Source organism: Bacillus sp. BB081, assembly GCF_008368895.1.
Lineage (GTDB): Bacteria > Bacillota > Bacilli > Bacillales > Bacillaceae_G > Bacillus_A > Bacillus_A wiedmannii.
Map to the genome: position 1 here is coordinate 131913 of NZ_QOZX01000018.1, position 22742 is coordinate 154654.

Annotated in this window: 15 protein-coding genes and 1 pseudogene; 10 read left to right on the plus strand and 6 right to left on the minus strand. The window is 35.1% G+C overall.

The annotated features are described in order from the left end of the window. The first annotated feature begins 13 nt into the window (after positions 1 to 13). Genes DN394_RS10500 through DN394_RS10510 form a run of 3 tightly spaced genes read left to right on the plus strand, consistent with a single transcriptional unit; the run spans position 14 to position 1497 of the window. Positions 14 to 541 carry an RNA polymerase sigma factor gene (locus DN394_RS10500; RefSeq protein ID WP_000391645.1) on the plus strand — a complete coding sequence of 176 codons (528 nt, stop codon included), beginning with the start codon at positions 14 to 16 and terminating at the stop codon, positions 539 to 541. Continuing rightward, positions 528 to 842 (plus strand): hypothetical protein, encoded by a 315-nt coding sequence (locus tag DN394_RS10505; protein ID WP_000133818.1) that lies wholly within the window; start codon positions 528 to 530, stop codon positions 840 to 842. Before DN394_RS10500 ends, DN394_RS10505 begins: the two co-directional genes overlap by 14 nt. Beyond that, positions 826 to 1497 (plus strand): ABA4-like family protein, encoded by a 672-nt coding sequence (locus DN394_RS10510; protein WP_000568887.1) that lies wholly within the window; start codon positions 826 to 828, stop codon positions 1495 to 1497. Before DN394_RS10505 ends, DN394_RS10510 begins: the two co-directional genes overlap by 17 nt. Before the next feature lie 177 nt (positions 1498 to 1674). Here the strand turns inward: DN394_RS10510 and DN394_RS10515 are convergent, their stop codons facing one another. Beyond that, a complete protein-coding gene (locus DN394_RS10515; protein ID WP_000738236.1) occupies positions 1675 to 2049 on the minus strand; it encodes a hypothetical protein in 375 nt (124 codons plus the stop codon). Positions 2050 to 3893: 1844 nt separating this feature from the next. Here DN394_RS10515 and DN394_RS10525 point away from each other — a divergent pair. Then, positions 3894 to 10196, plus strand: a complete 6303-nt coding sequence (locus tag DN394_RS10525) for a Cna B-type domain-containing protein (protein WP_149293771.1) — start codon at positions 3894 to 3896, stop codon at positions 10194 to 10196. Between the two features lie 648 nt (positions 10197 to 10844). Here the strand turns inward: DN394_RS10525 and DN394_RS10530 are convergent. Continuing rightward, positions 10845 to 12242 carry a M28 family metallopeptidase gene (locus DN394_RS10530; protein WP_000749135.1) on the minus strand — a complete coding sequence of 466 codons (1398 nt, stop codon included), beginning with the start codon at positions 12240 to 12242 and terminating at the stop codon, positions 10845 to 10847. A gap of 568 nt (positions 12243 to 12810) precedes the next feature. Further along, positions 12811 to 13605 (minus strand): type I methionyl aminopeptidase, encoded by a 795-nt coding sequence (map, locus tag DN394_RS10535; protein WP_149293772.1) that lies wholly within the window; start codon positions 13603 to 13605, stop codon positions 12811 to 12813. 157 nt (positions 13606 to 13762) lie between these two features. Here map and DN394_RS10540 point away from each other — a divergent pair, with 157 nt between their 5' ends. From DN394_RS10540 to DN394_RS10555, 4 genes are read left to right on the plus strand one after another with little or no spacing between them, the layout of a single operon-like run. After that, a complete protein-coding gene (locus tag DN394_RS10540) occupies positions 13763 to 14665 on the plus strand; it encodes an ABC transporter ATP-binding protein (RefSeq protein WP_149293773.1) in 903 nt (300 codons plus the stop codon). Then, on the plus strand, positions 14662 to 15396 hold the full coding sequence (locus DN394_RS10545) for an ABC transporter permease (RefSeq protein WP_149293774.1): 735 nt from the start codon (positions 14662 to 14664) through the stop codon (positions 15394 to 15396). Before DN394_RS10540 ends, DN394_RS10545 begins: the two co-directional genes overlap by 4 nt. Further along, positions 15397 to 16527, plus strand: a complete 1131-nt coding sequence (locus tag DN394_RS10550) for a sensor histidine kinase (RefSeq protein ID WP_075309860.1) — start codon at positions 15397 to 15399, stop codon at positions 16525 to 16527. Further along, positions 16524 to 17126, plus strand: a complete 603-nt coding sequence (locus DN394_RS10555) for a response regulator transcription factor (RefSeq protein ID WP_000619263.1) — start codon at positions 16524 to 16526, stop codon at positions 17124 to 17126. Before DN394_RS10550 ends, DN394_RS10555 begins: the two co-directional genes overlap by 4 nt. A 13-nt stretch (positions 17127 to 17139) precedes the next feature. On the opposite strand, the pseudogene DN394_RS29790 reads toward DN394_RS10555, so the two are convergent. Next, positions 17140 to 17463: pseudogene (locus DN394_RS29790) on the minus strand (bacillolysin). Positions 17464 to 17871: 408 nt separating this feature from the next. Here DN394_RS29790 and plcR point away from each other — a divergent pair. Together plcR and DN394_RS10575 are read left to right on the plus strand one after the other, a co-directional pair. Continuing rightward, positions 17872 to 18729, plus strand: a complete 858-nt coding sequence (plcR, locus tag DN394_RS10570; protein ID WP_000542915.1) for a transcriptional regulator PlcR — start codon at positions 17872 to 17874, stop codon at positions 18727 to 18729. Between the two features lie 86 nt (positions 18730 to 18815). Beyond that, entirely contained in the window at positions 18816 to 18962 is a 147-nt protein-coding gene (locus DN394_RS10575; RefSeq protein WP_000734732.1) for a quorum-sensing peptide PapR, read from the plus strand. Between the two features lie 16 nt (positions 18963 to 18978). Here DN394_RS10575 and DN394_RS10580 read toward each other — a convergent pair whose 3' ends face one another. Both DN394_RS10580 and uvsE read right to left on the minus strand, forming a co-directional pair. Further along, the gene (locus DN394_RS10580) at positions 18979 to 21657 is read right to left on the minus strand and encodes a DUF4084 domain-containing protein (protein ID WP_000609939.1); all 2679 of its coding nucleotides are present in this window, start codon (positions 21655 to 21657) and stop codon (positions 18979 to 18981) included. 128 nt (positions 21658 to 21785) lie between these two features. After that, on the minus strand, positions 21786 to 22739 hold the full coding sequence (gene uvsE, locus DN394_RS10585; RefSeq protein ID WP_141545470.1) for a UV DNA damage repair endonuclease UvsE: 954 nt from the start codon (positions 22737 to 22739) through the stop codon (positions 21786 to 21788). Positions 22740 to 22742 lie beyond the last annotated feature (3 nt).

Genomic DNA, 22742 nt, shown 5'->3' on the forward strand with positions numbered 1-22742 from the left:
CAGGAGGTTTCCGATGGAAGAAAAGGTAGAAGAATTAATTGATATATATAAGCAGCAAATATATTCTTTATGCTATAAATTAGCGAAAACGAAAGAAGATGCAGAAGATATTTTTCAAGAGACTTGGATAAAAGTTTTTTCCTCTCGGCACCAGCTTTCTTGCGTGGAAAATTATAAAAAATGGATTACTACAATTTGTGTTCGTGCGTTTTATGATTTTTATCGTAAGAAGAAAAGGTGGAAAGATCGCGTATTGGATTTGTTTCATAAAGAGGATGGTGGAGAAATCGATTTCGCAGATGAAGTGAATATATCAGAAGAATTTATTCAAAAAGTGGAAGCGGAAATGATACGGGAAGTTATACAGCTATTGAATGAAAAATATAAAACCGTGCTCGTACTCTACTATTATGAACAATACTCTTATAAAGAAATGAGCGAAATATTAAATATACCGATTGGTACGGTGAAATACCGCCTTAATTATGCGAAGAAGCAAATGCGGGAACATTTGGAGGGGTTCGTTTATGACGGAAGATAAGTTTGATCAGAAGATAAGGAGCAGCTTAGCTGAAGACATGATTCCAAGCGAAGAGCTGATAAATAATACGAAACAGAGCGTACGAAATGCTCGAAAATTAGAGAAAAGATGGGTTATTTGTATTCATGCGATTTGGATTATTTTATTAACAATTGTTATGGAGCAGTTTGTCACTCATTTGAATCATAAAGTCCCTATGTTGATAGCAAGTGTGATTATGATGCATCTATACGTTCCTATATATGTTGTCATACAGTCATTTTTAAAGAAGGAGTATAAATTACATGATAGAGTTCGCTAAGCCATTTGTAGTATTTGAGATAGCTGGGATTACAATGCTTTTAACTTTTATAGCACTTTTAGTATGTGTAGCATCATGGGTGTATACAGATGCGAAAACGCGTGGGATAAGTAAGTGGTGGAGTGTTATAGCGATTGTATTACCATTTTTTATTGGAGTTTTGTTATATATGATACGAAGAAGTAACAAGAAAATAGAAGGAGAACATACGATGAAGGCTATGAAAAAACAAAAGATAACATTAGTTGTCATATTTGCAAGTACGATGTTTGTATTACTGAGCGGCTTTGCTTTCGTTCAAACGTTAGATGATATGTGGAGAGCTGGTGATATATATTTAGAAAATGAGAAGAAAGGGGAGACCAGCTACGAGGCAAAATTCTTATCATGGGATATTGCTGGGAAAGATATTGAACTAGAGTATGCGAAAGATACAGAAGTAACATTTTCTTATGAGACAGATGCAAAACGTGGGAATTTATGCTTTAGCTTGTATGAAAGACAAGGAGAAGGTATAAGAGAGTTAAAAGAGATCTGTGAATCGAAAAAAGGTACTTTCAAAGCTACATTAAAGGCAAATGAAAAGTATGTATTTAATATAAGTGGTGTATTGGTGAAAGATGGTTTTGTAAAAGTGAATTGGGAAATAAAATAAAGGGCCTTGAGAAAGGCCCTTTATTTTATCCCGCTTTAATGGGCAGTAAGACCCCCACCTCAAAATTCAGCGAAAGCAAAGGATTTAGGTGGGGGATCAACTGCCCATAAAAGTCCGATTGGTTCAACTAATAATCAGTGGGGGATGAAGAAAACCCCCACTGATTAAAGTTTCACTTTATTGGATTGTATACGTAACAGAAAAGCTAACAGGACTATAGTAAACGAAAGGTGCATGAAATTGAACATACATATTTCCATCTGTTTTTGCAGTGAAAATTCGGCCGTAACCATCAGAATAGCGCCCAATAAGGTTATGACTTGAGTCATAAACACTGTAACTAGGAGTTTTACTGTTAGGTTGAATTGTTAGTTCCTGTCCTTTTTGAAGGAAAATAGGTTCTTGTTCAGAACTACTTCCAGTTTGTAAAGAATAAAATTTTGTAAAACTTTGTTCTTGAGTGGCAGCAGCGACTTTTGTTTCAGGAATAAAAGCGGTAGCGCCAGTAATTCCTGCTAAAGTTAAAGCACTGGCTAAAATCATTTTTTTCATAGTAGAAAAAACCTCCTTATTAGTTGTAATCACTTTTGTTACAGTTAATATTTTATACGATAAGGAGTAGGAGAAAATATGCTTTTATGCATATATGTATTTTCTCAATAAAAAATCACCACTTTAAAGTAGGTGATTTTTGTTATAACTAATTGTTTTTTTCTTTTGGACTGACAAAAGAAGACGGATAAAGGCTTTATATCTGTTTTTTTTAAAAAATTAATTTGTATTGAGAAATAGAAAAGTGCAACCTGAATTATTTGTATATTTTTAATGAGGATATAGATGTTATCACTTTTAAAAGAAAGGTGGCTTTTTCTGAAAAACCTAAACATATAATGTTGTGTAAATTAAGGAGAATTATATGAGGGTGGTCAACCTTAGCCAGAATATGATATGTAAAATAGGATAATTGGTTAACCTAAAGATGCCTTATAATAATGAAGTAAAAATGGGGAGCAACAATTAACTATTGATTTTTGGTAACAATTCTAGAATAATAGACTATGGAAAAAATTTGTTGTTTTTTGGGGGAATTACGAAAAAAGGCATGTCTGTATTATTTATTGATGAAATGCTAATAGGGAATGTTGTAATTGCTTTAAATCATGTTATTACAATCAAGGTAAGTGTACTTAAAATTATAATCTATCTAACAACTGAGTAGGTAATCCTCAAAACTTCTTATTTAAGGAGTCAAGGATTTGGTGCTAATCAACTTGATTTTTTAGATTCGATAAAAATAATGAGGAGATATACAACTCTTATTTTTGATTTAACATCATTTATATATATATATATTAATACATAAACGTATATAAGTATATATAAATATTTTATTATTCGTAAAGAAATTAAAAATTTTTAGCGGATAGATGATATGTAGGTTTATTTTAATTTTTTGACATAGCTCTAGAATCAGATCCATCAGGAGAAACCCTTTTTCTCGACACCCATTTATATACTCCAAAAATGAAAAGACTGATTCCCGTATTTCTGCAAAATTCACATGAAATCAGTTGAAAATCACAATCGTTTTTAGTTACCCCCAAACTTGTTTCACTTTATTCAGATTTGGAGAATATTTCTTTTATCTTCATAGACAAATAATACTTCGTCCGTAATATTTTAATCATATAGCGCTGATGTTAAAATGTTTTTTGCATCAATTTATTTCGGTATTTAACTAAATATCAAATGTTTTAATACATGGACATTGTCAGCCGTACTTATGATGACAGAAAGCTTATCTTCTAATGATATCCTGTAAAATATGAGTATTTTAACTCGTTCCACATTTATAAGCTTTTTTGCTGGTATGCTGAGTGCGACTATAATCCGTAATTTTCGTTATTTTTCAGAATGATAAGTATGGAAGTTGATAGGATGCATATTTGCTGTGAAGTAGTTAGTCTATATTTGCCCGCACTAAAATCTTTTACACATAGAATAATCATTTTATAATCCCTAAGGCACAAAAAGAAGAATGGTTGTCATGAGTTTCGTCTGGAATGCATTTTAAATCATTTTTTCCTGATTTTAAATGTATTCCAGTATCTGTCGCCTATATGTATTTATTATTTAAACTTTTTTGTCAAAGTTTATCTATGTTCCTATTAAAAAATATAGGTCAAAAGTACATAATTGTAGGCGTGTCGAAAATGTTAGATACACTTATAAAAAATCAAGTTTCAAGTTGTTAAGTAGTAGTGAAAGGGGGAAGAGAAATCATAATAGCTATTAAAAATACGTAGGTGAAATAGTTGGATAATAGAATTTTCATCATAACATGTTTGTACCAGAAACTATTTATATTTTAAATTATGAGGAGGCTAACATAAAGTATGTATTTAAAGAGAATAACTTCTATTTTTTCGATTATAATGATTTTCATGTTTACTATAGGTCAGAGTCTTTTACCTATAGTAGCAAACGCACAAGAATTAAATACATTAGGACTTGTGGATAGTTTTAAGATTGATAAAACAGATCTTTCTATCGGACAACGGACTAAAGTAACTATAAACTTCAGTGAAAAAGATAGTCTTAAGCTGAAGTCTGGAGACACACTAACATTAACACTGCCTCCAGAATTAAAAGGATTAAATACAGAGTTTCTATTAGATGATTATGGTACTTGTAAAGTCACTGCAGGTACTGTGGTATGTACATTTAATGATAAAGTGAGTACACATCAAAATATTAAAGGGTATTTAAACTTTTTTGTGGAAGCTGCTAATGTAGGAACGGATGAAAAGAAAGAGATTGAAACCAATTTCGGTACAAATGTAGATAAGCAATCTGTAACAATTACCGGCCCAAGCAGTGGTGGGGGTACAGATCCTGGAAAGCCACCATTTTTTTATAAAACTGGTGATATGAACTCAGGTAAGAGCGATGAAGTACGTTGGTTCTTGAATATAAACTTGGCTAAAGAAGAGTTAAGCCGTGATATTGTTGTGACTGATAATTTACAGGAAGGTCAAACACTTAATAAGGATAGTTTCTATATAATTGTAGATGATTATATAGGTCGTCGATCTTTAACGCTACAAGAGCTTGAAAAGCAAGGTTACGGAACGATTACCTTTACTGGAGACAAATCATTTAAAGTTGTGCTTAATAAGGATAAAGCGCGTCTTGCCTCCTTTTCGATTGGTTATACATCTACTATAACGGAAGCTGGGAAGAAGCAAGAGTTTTTTAAGAATGATTATACGATTGATTACCAAGTTCTAAACAAGGAACCAGTTAATGAATCGGGTACTCATCCAGTCGAAAATATGACAGCTGGCGGTGGTGCTGAAGGTAACGTGACTCCAAAAGGAACACTAAAAATTGTGAAGCATATTGAAGGGGATGAAGAAAAAGTAATCCCAAATGTTTCGTTTAAGTTGTATAAAGAGCCTGATGAACAAGTTGGAGATGTATATAAAACAGATGAAAAAGGGATAATTGAAATCCCTAATTTACAACCAGGTAAATATTATGTGAAAGAAGTTTCAGCTCCAGACTATGTTGATTTCGATCCTCAAGCAAAAGTAATTTTTGAAGTTAAATCAGATGCTGTAAATGGAGTTAAGTTGCCAATTTCGAATAAGGTGAAAACTACATCTATTGCAGGGACGAAGACGTGGAAAAACGATAACGAGAAAGATCGTCCAAGTTCAATCAAAGTAGAATTACTACAAAATGAGAAAGTAGTAGACACGAAAGAAGTAACAGCGGCAGATGGTTGGAAATACAAATTCGACAACCTAGCAACGTATGATGCAAATGGAGTAGCGTACAAGTATGAAGTAAAAGAACAACCGATAGATGGATACACAACAGAAGTAAACGGTTATGATATTACAAATACAAAAGTGGTACAAAAAACCAAAGTAGAAGGAACGAAAACATGGAAGGACGGAAATGCGGAAGGTCGTCCAACGATGATTAAAGTAGACTTACTACAAAGCGGTACAGTGATTGCGACGCAAGAAGTAAGCGAAGCAACAGGTTGGAAATATGAATTTAAAGATTTGGCGATAACCAATGCAGACGGAAAAGCATATAAGTATGAAGTGAAAGAACAAGCAGTAGACGGATACGAATCCAAAGTCAATGGTTATGATATCACGAATACAAAGGTAGGCAAGACATCAGTTGCAGGAACGAAGACGTGGAAAGGTGGCACAGAGGAAGAGCATAAAGCCATCAAAGTAGACTTACTACAAAACGGTACAGTGATTGCGACACAAGAAGTCAGCAAAGAAACAGGCTGGAAGTATGAATTTAAAGATTTAGTAGCGTTCGATGCAAATGGAAAAGCATACAAGTATGAAGTGAAAGAACAACCGGTAGATGGATACGAATCCAAAGTCAATGGTTATGATATCACAAATACAAAAGTAGGCGAAACAAAAGTAGAAGGAACGAAAACATGGAAAGACGATAACGCGAAAGATCGTCCGGAAATGATCAAAGTAGATCTTTTACAAAGCGGTAAAGTAGTAGACACAAAAGAAGTAACAGCGGCAGCAAATTGGAAGTATACGTTTGAAAAACTTCAGGCATACGATGCAAACGGAGCAGCGTACAAGTATGAAGTGAAAGAACAAGCAGTACCAGGATATGAATCCAAAGTAAGTGGTACTGATATCACAAATACAAAAGTAGGCGAAACAAAAGTAGAAGGAACGAAAACGTGGAAAGACGATAACGCGAAAGATCGTCCGGAAATGATCAAAGTAGATCTTTTACAAAACGGTAAAGTAGTAGATACAAAAGAAGTAACAGCGGCAACAAATTGGAAGTACACGTTTGAAAAACTTCAGGCATACGATGCAAACGGAGCAGCGTACAAGTATGAAGTGAAAGAACAAGCAGTACCAGGATATGAATCCAAAGTAAGTGGTACTGATATCACAAATACAAAAGTAGGCAAAACAAAAGTAGAAGGAACGAAGACATGGAAAGACGGAAATGCAACAGACCGTCCGACGATGATCAAAGTAGACTTACTACAAAACGGGAATGTGATTCAAACACACGACGTACTAGCAGTAATGGGTTGGAAATATATATTCTCAGATCTAGAAGCATATGATGCGGAAGGAAAGGCTTACGAGTATACAGTGAAAGAACAGCCAGTACCAGGATATGAATCTAAAGTAAGTGGTACTGATATCACAAATACAAAAGTAGGTCAAACAAAAGTAGAAGGAACGAAGACATGGAAAGACGATAACGCAACAGATCGTCCAGAAATGATTAAAGTAGACCTTTTACAAAATGGTACAGTGATCGCGACGCAAGAAGTAAGCAAAGTAACAGATTGGAAATATGAATTCAAAGATTTAGTAGCGTATGATGCAAATGGAGTAGCGTACAAGTATAAAGTGAAGGAACAACCGATAGCTGGATATGAATCCAAAGTCAACGGTTATGACATCACAAATACAAAAGTAGGCGAAACAAAAGTAGAAGGAACGAAAACATGGAAAGACGATAATGCGAAAGATCGTCCGGAAATGATCAAAGTAGATCTTTTACAAAACGGTAAAGTAGTAGATACAAAAGAAGTAACAGCGGCAACAAATTGGAAGTACACGTTTGAAAAACTCCAAGCATACGATGCAAACGGAGTAGCGTACAAGTATGAAGTGAAAGAACAGCCAGTACCAGGATATGAATCCAAAGTAAGTGGTACTGATATCACAAATACAAAAGTAGGTCAAACAAAAGTAGAAGGAACGAAGACATGGAAAGATGATAACGCAACAGATCGTCCGGAAATGATTAAAGTAGACCTTTTACAAAATGGTACAGTGATTGCGACGCAAGAGGTAAGCAAAGCAACAGGTTGGAAATATGAATTTAAAGATTTAGCAGCATATGATGCAAATGGAGTAGCGTACAAGTATGAAGTGAAGGAACAACCGGTAGCAGGATATGAATCCAAAGTAAGTGGTACTGATATCACAAATACAAAAGTAGGCGAAACAAAAGTAGAAGGAACGAAAACATGGAAAGATGATAGCGCGAAAGATCGTCCGGAAATGATTAAAGTAGACCTTTTACAAAACGGTAAAGTAGTAGATACAAAAGAAGTAACAGCGGCAACAGAATGGAAGTACACATTTGAAAAGCTCCAAGCATACGATGCAAACGGAGTGGTATACAAGTATGAAGTGAAAGAACAGCCAGTACCAGGATATGAATCTAAAGTAAGTGGTACTGATATCACAAATACAAAAGTAGGTCAAACAAAAGTAGAAGGAACAAAGACATGGAAAGACGATAACGCGAAAGATCGTCCGGAAATGATTAAAGTAGACCTTTTACAAAATGGTACAGTGATTGCGACGCAAGAAGTAAGCAAAGCAACAGACTGGAAATACGAATTCAAAGATTTAGCAGCATACGATGCAGAAGGTAAGGCATACAAGTATGAAGTGAAAGAACAAGCAGTACCAGGATATGAATCCAAAGTAAATGGTACTGACATCACAAATACAAAAGTAGGCGAAACAAAAGTAGAAGGAACGAAAACATGGAAAGACGATAACGCAACAGATCGTCCAACAATGATCAAAGTAGACCTTTTACAAAATGGTAAAGTAGTAGATACAAAAGAAGTAACAGCAGAAACAAACTGGAAGTATACGTTTGAAAAGCTCCAAGCATACGATGAAAATGGAGTGGCATACAAGTATGAAGTGAAGGAACAACCGGTAGCAGGATATGAATCCAAAGTAAGTGGTACTGATATCACGAATACAAAAGTAGCGAAATTGACAGTAGAAGGAACAAAAACGTGGAACGATAACCAAGCAACAGATCGTCCAAGCTCGATTAAAGTAGACCTTTTACAAAATGGTAAAGTAGTAGATACAAAAGAAGTAACAGCGGCAACAAACTGGAAATATGCATTCACGGATTTAGAAGCATATGATGAAAATGGAGTAGCGTACAAGTATGAAGTGAAGGAACAGCCGGTAACGGGATACGGATCTGACGTACACGGTTATGACATCACAAATACGAAAGTAGGCGAAACAAAAGTAGAAGGAACGAAGACATGGAACGATAATAACGCAACAGATCGTCCGACAATGATCAAAGTAGACCTTTTACAAAATGGTAAAGTAGTAGATACAAAAGAAGTAACAGCAGAAACAAACTGGAAGTACACGTTTGAAAAGCTCCAAGCTTACGATGCAGAAGGTAAGGCATATAAGTATGGAGTGAAAGAACAGCCAGTAGCTGGATATGAATCCAAAGTAAATGGTACTGACATCACGAATACAAAAGTAGGCGAAACGAAAGTAGAAGGAACAAAAACGTGGAACGATAACAATGCAACAGATCGTCCAAGCTCGATTAAAGTAGACTTACTACAAAACGGTAAAGTAGTAGATACAAAAGAAGCAACGGCGGCAACAAACTGGAAGTATACGTTTGAAAAACTCCAAGCATACGATGCAAACGGAGCAGCGTACAAGTATGAAGTGAAAGAACAGGCAGTACCAGGATATGAATCCAAAGTAAATGGTACTGACATCACAAATACAAAAGTAGGCGAAACAAAAGTAGAAGGAACGAAAACATGGAAAGACGATAACGCAAAAGATCGTCCGGAAATGATTAAAGTAGATCTTTTACAAAACGGTAAAGTAGTAGACACAAAAGAAGTAACAGCGGCAACAGAATGGAAGTACACATTTGAAAAGCTCCAAGCATACGATGCAAACGGAGTGGCATACAAGTATGAAGTGAAAGAACAGCCAGTATCAGGATATGAATCCAAAGTAAAAGGTTATGACATCACGAATACAAAAGTAGGCGAAACAAAAGTAGAAGGAATAAAGACGTGGAAAGACGGAAATGCAACAGACCGTCCGACAATGATCAAAGTAGACTTACTACAAAACGGGAACGTGATTCAAACACAAGACGTATTCGCAGTAATGGGTTGGAAATATACATTCACAGATTTAGAAGCATATGATGCGGAAGGAAAAGCTTACGAGTATACAGTAAAAGAACAACCATTAGCAGGATATGAATCCGAAGTAAATGGTACTGACATCACGAATACAAAAGTAGGCGAAACAAAAGTAGAAGGAACAAAAACGTGGAACGATAACAATGCAACAGATCGTCCAAGTTCGATTAAAGTAGACTTACTACAAAACGGTAAAGTAGTAGACACAAAAGAAGTAACAGCGGCAACAGAATGGAAGTACACGTTTGAAAAGCTCCAAGCATACGATGAAAATGGAGTAGCGTACAAGTATGAAGTGAAGGAACAACCAGTAGCTGGGTATGAATCCAAAGTAAAAGGTTATGACATCACAAATACAAAAATCAAGGACGAGCCAAATGTAGATCCAAAAGATCCAAGTACAAATCCAAAAGATCCAAGTACAAATCCGAAAGATCCAAGCACAGATCCGAAAGATCCAAGTACAGATCCGAAAAATCCAAACACAAATACAGGCAACAATAGCGATTCAAAAGTTCCACCTACTACAGAAAATGATAAGCCAACATTACTTCCTAACACAGGAGGAACATCAGCAGGAATGAGTTCAATTCTTGGAGGTATGGTATTGTTCCTTTTAGGTGGAATCCTACTCGCTCGTCAGCGAATTAAATAATAAAAAAGCTTTAGATTATTGATTACACTGTAAACTGAGTAGCTGACAAATTAAAAAATTACTATTGATATTGCTCCCTTTAGGTAAGTATTCAAAAACACTTCACAATAAGGTGAAGGGAAGAATGCAGCCTGAAGGGTTTTTTTTTATAGAAAAAAGGGAACAATTTCAAGGTGGACTCAATCAGTGGCTCTAAAACGATAACAAAACCGTTTTTAAGAAGCACATTATCATTGGACCATAAGCTTAGAGCGTGGTATCTCATGTAATTTAAGGTCAATGCTATGTTTCATTAAGTTTTGGATGAATGCATAGCCATTTTTATGGCTAATTTAGAAATAGCATATTGTAAAGCTTTGTTCTTGAGTAGCTGATGCAACGTTTATTTTAGGAATGAAGGCATTAGTTCCTGAAGTTCAAGTTAACACAACTGCAAGAGCACCTTTTTATAATTGAAAAACCTTCTCATTAGATGTAATCAATAGTATTTAAATTTTTTATTCTACATAATGCTATGTGATTGATATCCTTTATTTATATATTACGATTTTAATTATACACCATAATACCATGTAATGAATATGCTTTTATGCATATTCATTTTTTCTTAATAAACAGCCACCGATTAATCGGTGGCTTGAAATAGTATTAAGCGGCTTTCTCTCCTGTTTTTACGGTGGAATGAAGGCTATTATAGACGCCTGTACCAATAACCTCTAATGCCATTTTCATACGTTCAGGTGAAATGTTCTCAAATACGTTATCTTGAGGTGTGTGATATACCTTCTCGATATGATAGATTAATGGATTCCAACTATCGACACCCATCCAAATAAATAGGGCGGCAGGAATACCAACTTCAGCAAATGGCACGTGATCACTGGAGCCGAATTTCCCTTGCAGTACGAGGTCATTATTTAATTGTTTACCTGCTTGTAAGGCTGCGTCTGTTACAAGGTTTGGAGAACCGTTAGGCGTCATAGCATATAAATTCTTTGCTTTATCGTAATTTGTTGCAACCATGTCTGCGTTAAAGACACCTAAAATTCGATCGCGTTCTTTTTGGGATAAACTATTAACGTAATAATCGGAGCCAAGTAAGCCAGTCTCTTCAGAACCAAAAGCAATAAAACGAATTTCTTTATCAGTTTCTACATTTTGAAAAGCACGAGCTAACTCTAATACTAATCCTGTACCAGAAGCATTATCGTTTGCTCCAGGTGCTCCAACTACACTATCATAGTGCGAACTTACAACGACAGCTTTTTCATTACCTGTACTGTTTTTTGGTTTCTTTTTAGCGATGACGTTTAAGGATTTTAAATTAGATTCATGTCTCGCTTTTAGGGAAAGAATTGTTGTCCCTTTTTTAGCGATTTCTTCTTTAAATGCATTTCCTTGCGCATAAGCAAGACCAAAGACAGGAATAGATTGCTTTTTCGTTAGGCGGGGATTGAAGGTTTGTCCATAATTTCCGCGTCCACCAATTAAACTGTATAAAAGAACACCTTTTGCTCCTTTGCTAACAGCATTTTCAACTTGTTTATTGTAGTCTGCTACTGTTGTTCCCCTTTCAAATAGAACAATCTTTCCATTTACTTCATTTGGAATATCCTCTAATTTTGTCCCACCTTGAACAAAGATAAGAGGAGCTGTAACAGCTTCTGTAGAAATTAGTGCGTTAGGAGCAGCGCCAGCTTGCCAATTACGCTTTGTGGATAATGGGGATTCAATAAAGCCAACGTACTGATCTGGCACTTGAAATGGTTGATAGTCTACTTCATAGCCCATTGATTTAAGTTGCATACCAACGTAGCGAGAAGCCCATTCTTCTGATTTTGTCCCACCAGGGCGAGGACCAATTGTTTCGGATAAGAAACGGATGTGTTCGATGGCGCGGCTTGCATCAACTTGTTTTGTGATAGGTGAAGTCTGTGTGATTTCTGACGTGGAATCAGCTTTGGCTTGTCCAATTGGAGCCAAGCTAACAGCGAGTGATACAGCAAGCAAAGAGCTTACTATTTTTTGTTTTAAAGATTTTTTCATTTTTTCCTCTCCTATTCTTCTATTCTCTCTGACTGACAAAAGAAGACGGATAACGACTTTATTTTACCTTTACATTTTTTATTTTTCAATATTCTGACATTGAGAAATAAAAAATACTATATGCATATTTGCATATTTTTGGTGGAGATATGTATGCTATCATTTTAAATGAAGGTTCGCTTTCTGTTTGGAAAGCTCCTACATTGCATGAATCTAGTGTACCCAAACTTTAGATTATGTAGAGAAAAGAATCCACTGTAGGGTTTCTTTTCTCGTGTTTGAATCATGTGATGATAAATATGTTTCCGCATTTCATAATTATCATCAGTGATATATGTAAGGCATCCATATGAAAATACGAGGCTGTTCAAAGGTTTTCCGTACTTTTGGGCAGCCTCACCCCGTTAAAAAGGTGGTGCCTTGATGCACCACCTTTTATTTATATAAATTTTTGCATACCTAAAAGTAATAAAAAATAGCCGTTTGGTAGGTTTCTGCTACCAAACGCATACCTAAAAGTAATAAAAAATAGCCGTTTGGTAGGTTTCTGCTACCAAACGGCTATTTTTTATATTTCTGTTAAAATAATCGGTTCGCCGCGTGTTACGACAACTGTATGTTCACATTGTGCAACAAGGCTTTTATCAGGTGTAACGAATGTCCAACCATCATCGCCGCGCTCAATAATGTGATCAGCTTTCATAGAAATGAATGGCTCTACAGCGATAACAAGACCGTCTTTTAGAAGTGCATTATCCATTGGGTCAAAGTAGCTTAAAATGTGATTTGGTGCTTCATGTAAGCTAAGACCAATACCGTGACCAGTTAAGTTTTGAATCACATTGTATCCATTTTTATGTGCGAAATTTGAAACAGCACGACCAATTTGATTTTGCTTTGAACCAGCTTTAACCTTTTTCATTGCTGCCCAAAATGCATCAACAGCTGCTTGGCAAAGCTTTTCTTTTGCTTCATCTTCTCCAAGTACAAATGAAATACCTGTATCTGCATAATAGCCATCAAGTGCAGCAGATACGTCGACGTTTACTAAGTCGCCGTCTTTTAATACGCGATCTCCTGGAATACCGTGAGCAACTTCTTCGTTTACACTAATACAAGTTACACCTGGGAAATCATATTCTTTTTCAGGTGCAGAAATAGCACCATGCTCATCTAATACTTTTTTACCGATCAAATCAAGCTCTTTCGTTGTCATACCTGGCTTCGCTTCTTTTTTCATTTCTTCACGTGCAAGTGCAACGATGCGGCCGATTTTTCGTAAGCCTTCTAAATCTTGTTCATTACGAATAATCATGAAAACCACTGTCCTTCCTCGAATATATATCTTACCCGATTGTATCATGTTTATTTTCGTCCTGCTACTCGCTTGCGGTATGTAGGTTGATTCCTCTCATAAGGAATACATGACAATTGTCATATCGATGTCATGACGCATCATACTGTTTCCTAAGTTTTCCAACACATACAATGTAAATATAAGAAACAGCGGGGGTGGAGAGATGGAAAAGATTATAGAAGTAAATGGTGTTTCTAAAACATTTAAATATAAAAGGGCAGTAAATAACGTTTCATTTCATGTGAATAAAGGAGAAATAGTAGCACTACTTGGACCGAACGGTGCAGGAAAAACGACGACGATGTCGATGATGCTTGGATTAAAGGATCCGACGGAAGGAACTGTTTCTATATTTGGAAAGAGTCCCAAACATAGAGATGTTCGTAATAGCCTCGGTGCGATGTTACAAGAAGTAAGTGTCATTGATAGCATTACAGTGGAAGAGGCAATTGAGTTATTCCGTAGTTATTATACGAATCCGGTAGCGAAAGAAACGTTGCTACAGTTATCAAATTTAGAATCGGAGCGAAAGCAAAGGTGTGAGAAATTATCAGGTGGGCAAAAAAGAAGGTTAAACTTTGCACTCGCACTTGCAGGTAATCCAGATTTGTTATTTTTAGATGAGCCGACAGTTGGAATGGATATTACGTCTCGAAGAACGTTTTGGGAAACAATTCGAAAGTTAGCAAGTGAAGGGAAAACAATTATTTTAACGACACACTATTTAGAAGAAGCGGATGCGTTGGCGGATCGTATTTTATTGTTTGCAAACGGAAAGATTATCGCAGATGGTACACCAGATGCGATGAAGGCGACGATTTCGCGAAAAACTATTACGTTTTATTCGAAGGAAAGTATTCCTGCAAAATTACTAAAAGAATTACCAAACGTAACAGAAGTACAGTCAAACGAAGGGCACTTCACTTTAACAACTGAAGATACAGATGCAACTTTAAAAGCAATTTATCAAAAGAACTTACCTGTAACAGATGTTTCAGTCGAACGTGGAAGTCTTGATGAAGCATTTGAACAGTTTGTCGCAAATCAGAAGGGGGAAATCGCATGAGAGCGTTTTTGATGCAATGTAAGATGGAGATATTACGTACGTTTCGCAATAAATTATTTATCTTTTTCTCATTACTAATGCCAGTTATGTTTTACTACATTTTCACAAATGTTGTTCAAGTGCCACAGAACGGGAATGAATGGAAAGCTCACTATTTAATTTCTATGACTTCATTCAGTATTATTGGAACAGCACTTTTTAGCTTTGGTGTTCGTCTTTCTGAGGAAAGACAAAAAGGGTGGGCACAACTGTTGAGAATTACACCTTTGCCAGAAGGGGCATATATTTCTGCGAAAATTGTTTCACAAACAGTAGTAAATGTGTTTTCAATCGTAGTTATTTTTATAGCAGGTATTTTAATTAATGATGTTCAGTTAACGTTCGGTCAATGGATGGGCGCTGGTTTATGGTTATTACTAGGTGTAACACCGTTTTTAGCGCTTGGATCGATAGTCGGTTCTATTAAAAAGGTTGATGCTGCTGCTGGTTTAGCCAATATTTTAAATATGTGTTTAGCAATTCTTGGCGGGTTATGGATGCCAATCGAAGTATTTCCGAAAATATTAAGATCTATTGGTGAATGGACACCAACATATCACTTCGGAAGCGGTGCATGGGATATTGTAGCTGGAAAATCAGTTGGTTGGGAAAATATCGCGGTACTAGGAGGTTATTTCCTTATGTTTGTTGTAATATCAATATATATAAGAAAAAGACAGGAAGCGGTATAAATGATAGAGAAGAAGAGGATTGAGATTTTTCCGAAACATATGGGTTTCTTCCCGTATATGTGGTTCGTGTATCTGTTATTTCCAATTTACCATTTAGTGCAGGCGTCAGGGTGGAAGCTTGTAATTGGAAGCGGTATGTTGATAGTTTTTATTATCACATACCGTCAGCTTTATTTTGTGCAGAGGACGTTCGTTTTTTGGGCATGTATTCAAATGGTACTTATCTTTTTATTTGCTTTATTTTACAATCCTTTCATGATATTCTTTGGCTTTTTCACTGCAAGTGCGATGGGATTTGCGCCAAATAAGAAAGTGTTTCGAGTGCTATTATGTTTGTTAGTTATAATGCTTGGGGCATTTTTATTTGTAAATATGAATCAACTAACAACTACAAGTTTAGTAAATATTGTTCCGATGTTTATTTTAATGCTTCTTACGCCATTTGGAATGCGTAATTTTAATCAGAAAAAGATGTTAAGAAATCAATTAGACGAAGCAAACGAACAAATTAAGGACTTAGTAAAACGTGAAGAGCGGCAACGGATTGCAAGGGATCTTCATGATACGTTAGGGCATACGTTATCACTCATTACTTTAAAAAGTCAGCTCGTGGAAAAGTTAATTGTAAAAAATCCGGAGCGTGCAAGTGTGGAAGCAAAGGAAATTACGCAAACATCTCGTACCGCTTTAAAGCAGCTAAGGGAACTAATTTCTGATATGCGTATGATTACAGTAGAAGAAGAGCTTGAGCAAATAAAAGCGATATTACAAGCTGCTACTATTGAATTAGAAATAAAACAAGAAACGAGTGCAAGTTCGTTATCACCCATTGAACAAAATATTTTAGGAATGTGTTTACGTGAGGCTGTGACAAATGTTGTAAAGCATAGTAAGGCGACGCGTTGTACAGTTTCTGTACTAGAATCACAAGGTGAATTAATTTTGACAGTAGAAGATAATGGAATTGGTTTAGCGGATCAAAACCACGATGGAAATGGCATTCGTGGTATGAAAGAGCGTATCGCTCTTATTGATGGATTTGTTGAACTGGGTACGATTAATCCAGGGACACTATTAACAGTAAAAGTTCCAGTTGTTATTCGAACAGGAAAAGATGAGGTGAGGGCATGATTCGAATTATTATTGCAGAAGATCAGCGGATGCTTCGTGGTGCATTAGGGGCCCTGCTTGATCTAGAAGATGATATTGAAGTAATTGGGCAAGCTGCGAACGGGGAAGAGGCGCTAAAACTAATTGAATCGTTAAAACCGGATGTAAGCATTATGGATATTGAAATGCCAATTCAAAGCGGATTAGATGTTGCGGAAACGTTACAGAAAGAAAAATCAGCATGCAAAGTAATGATTTTAACAACATTTGCGCGCCCTGGATATTTTGAACGAGCAATGAAAGCTGGCGTGCACGGATATTTATTAAAAGATAGTCCAAGTGAAGATTTAGCTGCAGCGATTCGTAATGTAATGAAAGGAAAGCGAGAGATCTCTCAAGATTTAATGTTCGGCTTATGGCAGGAGCAAAATCCGTTATCAGATCGCGAAAAAGAAGTATTGTTACTTGCGAAAGAAGGAAAGACGGCAAATGAAATTGCGAAGGCACTTTATCTTTCACCCGGCACAGTACGTAATTACATTTCTGAAGTATTAACGAAGCTCGATGCGAAAAATAGAATTGAGGCAATTACAATTGCGGAAGAAAAGGGATGGATATGAAAAAGAAGTTTACCTATGAGTGGTAAGCTTCTTTTTTCTTATAAACAAGTATTTCAATAGAGAGTTTCGTCGCAGTCGCATCGCTCAGAATTTGAAGTATATCGCGTAATTTAGATTTTACTTCATTTTTCGACAAAAAATTTGTTATAGTTAGATTAGGTTATTGGTCTGAATTTTGGACAACCTTGCCACTAACAGTTGTAATTACTCCATTTTTATCTACTTTTACAATGAAATCTTGACTATATATTTTATAGTTTTTGTAAGTTTGTGCAAGGCGAACTTCGGTTTAATTTTCTTTTATTTCTTTATTTGTAGGTTGGGAATCTACATTCATTTCAGTTGTCATTCACCCTTGTTGAGCTTTAGCCTCATTTATCTCACCCCTTAAATACTTTTTCGCCATATTTTTTCGTATCATTTTGAGGTTGTGTCATTTTTAAAGCGTTAAACTAGGCTAAGCAATTTCAATTTTCACTTCATTTTTATCTAGTTCTTGGGTGTAAATAGCTTCTGCTGATAAAGGATAAAGAAGACCGAATGTAACGAAGGCACGGGCAAATTTTCTATAATTTATCTATAAAACTACTAATCTATTATTGTATGTGAGATGGATTGTATGAACAATTTGCCGAATTTTATATATATTATGCATTATTTCATATCAAAAATTGTCGAATGCACATTATTGTAGTGGTATGACAACTTAACAAATTAGATTGTTATAATGGGATGGTGAGTAAGTATGCACGCAGAAAAATTAGGAAGTGAAATTAAGAAGATTAGGGTAATGAGGGGATTAACACAAAAACAGTTATCCGATAACATATGTCATCAATCGGAAGTGAGTCGAATTGAATCGGGCGCGGTATACCCAAGTATGGATATATTACAAGGTATCGCAGCAAAGTTACAAGTTCCCATTATTCACTTTTATGAGGTACTTATTTATTCTGATATTGAAAGAAAAAAACAGTTTAAAGATCAAGTCATTATGCTGTGTAAGCAAAAAAAATATAAAGAGATTTATAATAGAGTATGGAATGAGCTAAAAAAGGAAGAATATCATCCTGAATTCCAGCAGTTTCTTCAATGGCAATATCATGTAGCAGCTTACATATTGAAGAAAATCGATTACGAATATTGTATTTTAGAATTAAAAAAATTGTTAAACCAACAATTAGCTGGAATAGACGTATACCAAAATCTCTATATAGAGAATGCAATTGCAAATATTTATGCTGAAAATAATTATTTTAAGAAAAGTATTGAGTTATTTGAAGATATATTAAAACAATTAGAGACATTGCATGATAATGAAGAATTCGACGTGAAGGTAAGATATAATCATGCAAAAGCATTATACTTAGACGAGCAATATGAAGGGTCACTTTATCAAGTAAATAAAGCAATTGAAATATCATGCCGAATTAATAGTATGGCATTAATTGGACAGCTATATTATCAAAGAGGCGAATGCCTAGGAAAATTGGGGTATGATGAGCCAGAGATTGAAGATGCATATAAAAAGGCAAGTTTCTTTTTTGATATATTAGAAATGCATGCATATAAAGAAGCGCTCGCAGATAAAATCAGTAGATAGATAACCAAAAAATGGATATGCATAATTGCATAGGATATGGATAAAATTTCATGATATATTAAAATAAAAAATGTGGGTGATGGAATATGAAGAAACTACTTATTGGTAGCCTATTAACGTTAGCAATGGCATGGGGTATTTCATTAGGTGATACAGCATTAGAGAAAAGCCAAGTAATTTCTCATAATGATCAAGAGGTACAATTAGCTGGAGATCTACCTTTTGAATATTAAAAAACAACCGTCTTACTTAGACGGTTGTTTTTTTGTGTAGTAACATCCAAACGTCTTTACTAGAAACGGGCTTGCTAATAAGGAATCCTTGAATGTGGTCACAGTTTTGTTCATATAAAAACGTCCATTGTTCTTCCGTCTCTACACCTTCTGCAATAACTTCTAAGTTTAGTTCTTTAGATAGTGTAATGATGGAGGAGATAATCGCTTCCTCTAAAGGACTATTTGTAATTCCGCAAATAAACTCTCGAGCAATTTTTAATGTGTTGATTGGGTATTTTGTTAAATAAGCTAAAGAACTATAACCAGTTCCAAAGTCATCGATTGAAATTTGAATACCGAGATTTTGAAGCTGTTCTAGTTTGGAAATGACAGATTGATTTTGATTAATTGCGATACTTTCTGTGATTTCGATATCTAGTGCTTCTGATTTTAGTTCGGTTTCTTCTAACACTTTTGAAATAGTAGGGATTAAATCTGCATGGTTAAATTGAACAACAGATAAATTCACACCAACTTTTAAGTGAGAAAACCCTTGATTATGCCATCTTTTTGCCTCTAAGCAAGCGGTACGTAAAATCCAATTTCCAAGTTCAATAATAAATCCGGTTTCCTCCGCTAGAGGAATGAATTGGGCAGGAGACACGATGCCGAGTTTTGGGTGCTTCCAACGAATTAATGCTTCAAAACCGATAATTTGTTTTGTTTTTGTGCTTACTTGTGGCTGATATTCTAGGAAAAATTCATTTTGTTGTAATGCTTTTGTAAGTTCACCTTCTAAGAATTGGATTTCATTTTGGGCGATACTTATTTCTTTTGAGAAGAAAACAAATCTGTTTTTTCCATTTGCTTTCGCGCGATACATAGCCATATCAGCATTTTTCATTAATTCAGTAACATCGGTCCCGTAATCAGGATACATGGCAATTCCGATACTCGGTGTAATAGACAGTTCTTCGTCTTTAATGGAGAATGGTTTGTTTAAAACGGTTAAAATTTGTTCAGCTATAAAAGCCGCACTTTTTTCTGAGTACATATCTGGTAATAGAATTGTAAACTCATCTCCACCTTGGCGAGCAACGATATCTTTTGAACGCAAGCAACCACGTAATCTTTTTGCTACTTCAATTAATAATAGATCTCCGACATCGTGACCAAGTCTATCGTTAATTTTTTTGAATCGATCTAAATCAAGGAACATAACGGCAACATCATTCACGCTAGTTTGAGCTGTATTTAAAATGTTTTTTAAATCTTTTTCAAACTTTCGGCGATTTGGTAATCCAGTCAGTGCATCATGAAAGGCTAAATGTTCTACTTGTTTTTGTTTTTCATATAAAGTTGTAATATCACGTGCTATGCCGAACATCCCAACAACTTCTTTGTTTATGAAAGTAGGGATGAGTGTAACGTGAAGATAATAGTAATAGCCTTCTTTTTCTTTTGTGCGAACTTCTAAAGTTTGTGGTCTACCTTCTTTTGTTATTTGTAAAGCTTTCTTTAGTAGATCATGGTCTTTTGAGTCAATAAAGTGTAGAAGAGAATAGCTTTCTACTTCACAATAGTAGGCAGTAAATAAGCTTTCACAAGCTGTATTAGATTGTTGGAAAATACCATCCATATTTAAAGAGAAAACGGCATCAGGATGATCTTCGAATAACGATTTATAGCGTTGTTCACTCTTTGATAACGCAGATGCACCCTCTTCTACTTTGCCTTCTAGTTGTGTAGTCAACTGTTCATATGTATCGATTAGTGCTTGATTATCTTTCCACATGTAAAGTTGTCGTAGGAATAATAAGATGAGTGATAATACTAGACCGATTAGCATGAACTTATCATCCCAAGGTTGAATAAGAATAAAGGAAAAAGTAATGATTATACTGAAATAGGGTAATATAAAGCGCACATAATCAAATCGATAATACTTTGTTTTCGTTTCATGCTGCATTGGTTTGTCCAAAATGTATAGTATGGAAGATAAACCAATTAATAAAATTGAAGCAGTATGTACTAAATAAGAGACTTCAGAAGAAGTTTTCATCCCCATGTTTAGTTGGAACAGATGTATATACCCGTACACAAGTATGATAGTAAAACCGATAATTAATGAAATTCTGCTAGCAGAATATTGTTCTCGTCTATATAGGCTAATAACGGCGTAAATTACTAATGCTTGTGCAATAAAGTATCCAATTAAAACCCAGTGATCTGTTGTTAACATACGAAAGCTTGAGAGGTCCAAAATAAAAGTTAAGGTAAAATAAATATTCATAATAACAATAAAGATACTATCGAATGAAAATTGAGCAAGGCCTCTAATAGAATAATGTTTTATGAATTTGATAGCAAACCCAGAAAAGAGCAAAATATATTGTATGATGAAAAAAGGTAGTGCCTTATATGAGAATATGACTTGATCATATATAGAAAGTGAATGAAGGAATAAAGTTATTTCCATAGTTAGTCCGCATATGCAAGTGCAGAGTAATAAAACCCAAAATAATTTATCACTACGCTTCATTTTCTTAATAGCTTTATATAAGCAATAGCAAGAAAAGAGTGCAGCAAAACAAAATAAGAAGAGAATTCCAATTTCTTTTATATTCAAGTCCTTAGGGATAAGAAATATCCAAAGGGAAAATATAATTATATACATCGTGACAAAGTGTACATATTTTTTTTGATTAATCATATTATGGCTCCGTTTCAATAAAGTTGAATCGCAGGTGGAAAATGCTAATTCCAATCATAGCATATACAATAGGTTGTTTTTTACTATAAAAATTACTTTTTTTGAAAAAAATAGCTCAACATTACAATTTACCATTGTAATGTTGAGCTATTTATTCTTTTTATCCCTCTTATAGAGGATAATTCATGTATTAATTGCAGCATTGCTAAATCTTTCTGTTTACTTTCAATCATAATATCGAAATTATGGTTGATTTTTTTTGCAATGTGTAAGAAAGGCTTAATAAACTCTAAATCAATATATTCAGAGTGAGCCCTAAATTCTTTTTTTGATTTAGGGGAGGAAATGTGAACTTTAGGAGGGACATTTGTATGTGACCAAGTTTCAAAAATTGCAGGGAGTAATACTTCTAGCGGTTCCTCGCAAAGGTTTGCCATGTGATGATGATAATCAAATACGAATGGAATCTTTTCTTTTTGGCAAATCGATAAAGTTTCAGCAGTTGTATATGTTTTATCATCATTCTCAAGCGTCATTTGCTCTTTTATATGTGTAGGAAGTTTTTTTATGTTTTCATGGAAACGTCCAACTGCCTGTTCTTTATTTCCATAGGCACCACCTACATGGATGTTAATATAAGAAGAATCTGCAATTCCTATTGCATCTAATACTTTATAATGATAGGCCATATCTGTAATAGCGTTAGTTGTAATATGTGGCTTGTCGCTTGTAAATAGCGTAAATTGATTTGGATGAAAACTTACTCGTAAATTGTGTTCTTTAATTAATGCCCCAATTTTACGCCAAAGCGGTGTGAACAACCCGATATAATCAAACTCGACTTCGGGATGCGTTGCAAGTGGGACGATGGAAGAGGATAAACGATATAACGGAATTTCATGAGCTATATTGTAATGAAGAATACGTATTGTATGCTCAAGATTTTGCCGTGTAACATCGTATAATTTATCTTCTCGTTCTTGTTTACTAAGCTTTTGAAAGCTTGTAAATGTCATCGTTTTAGCCGGAGAACAGTCCCAGAGTGCCATTGCATGTGAGACATATCCGAAACGCATAATCATAAT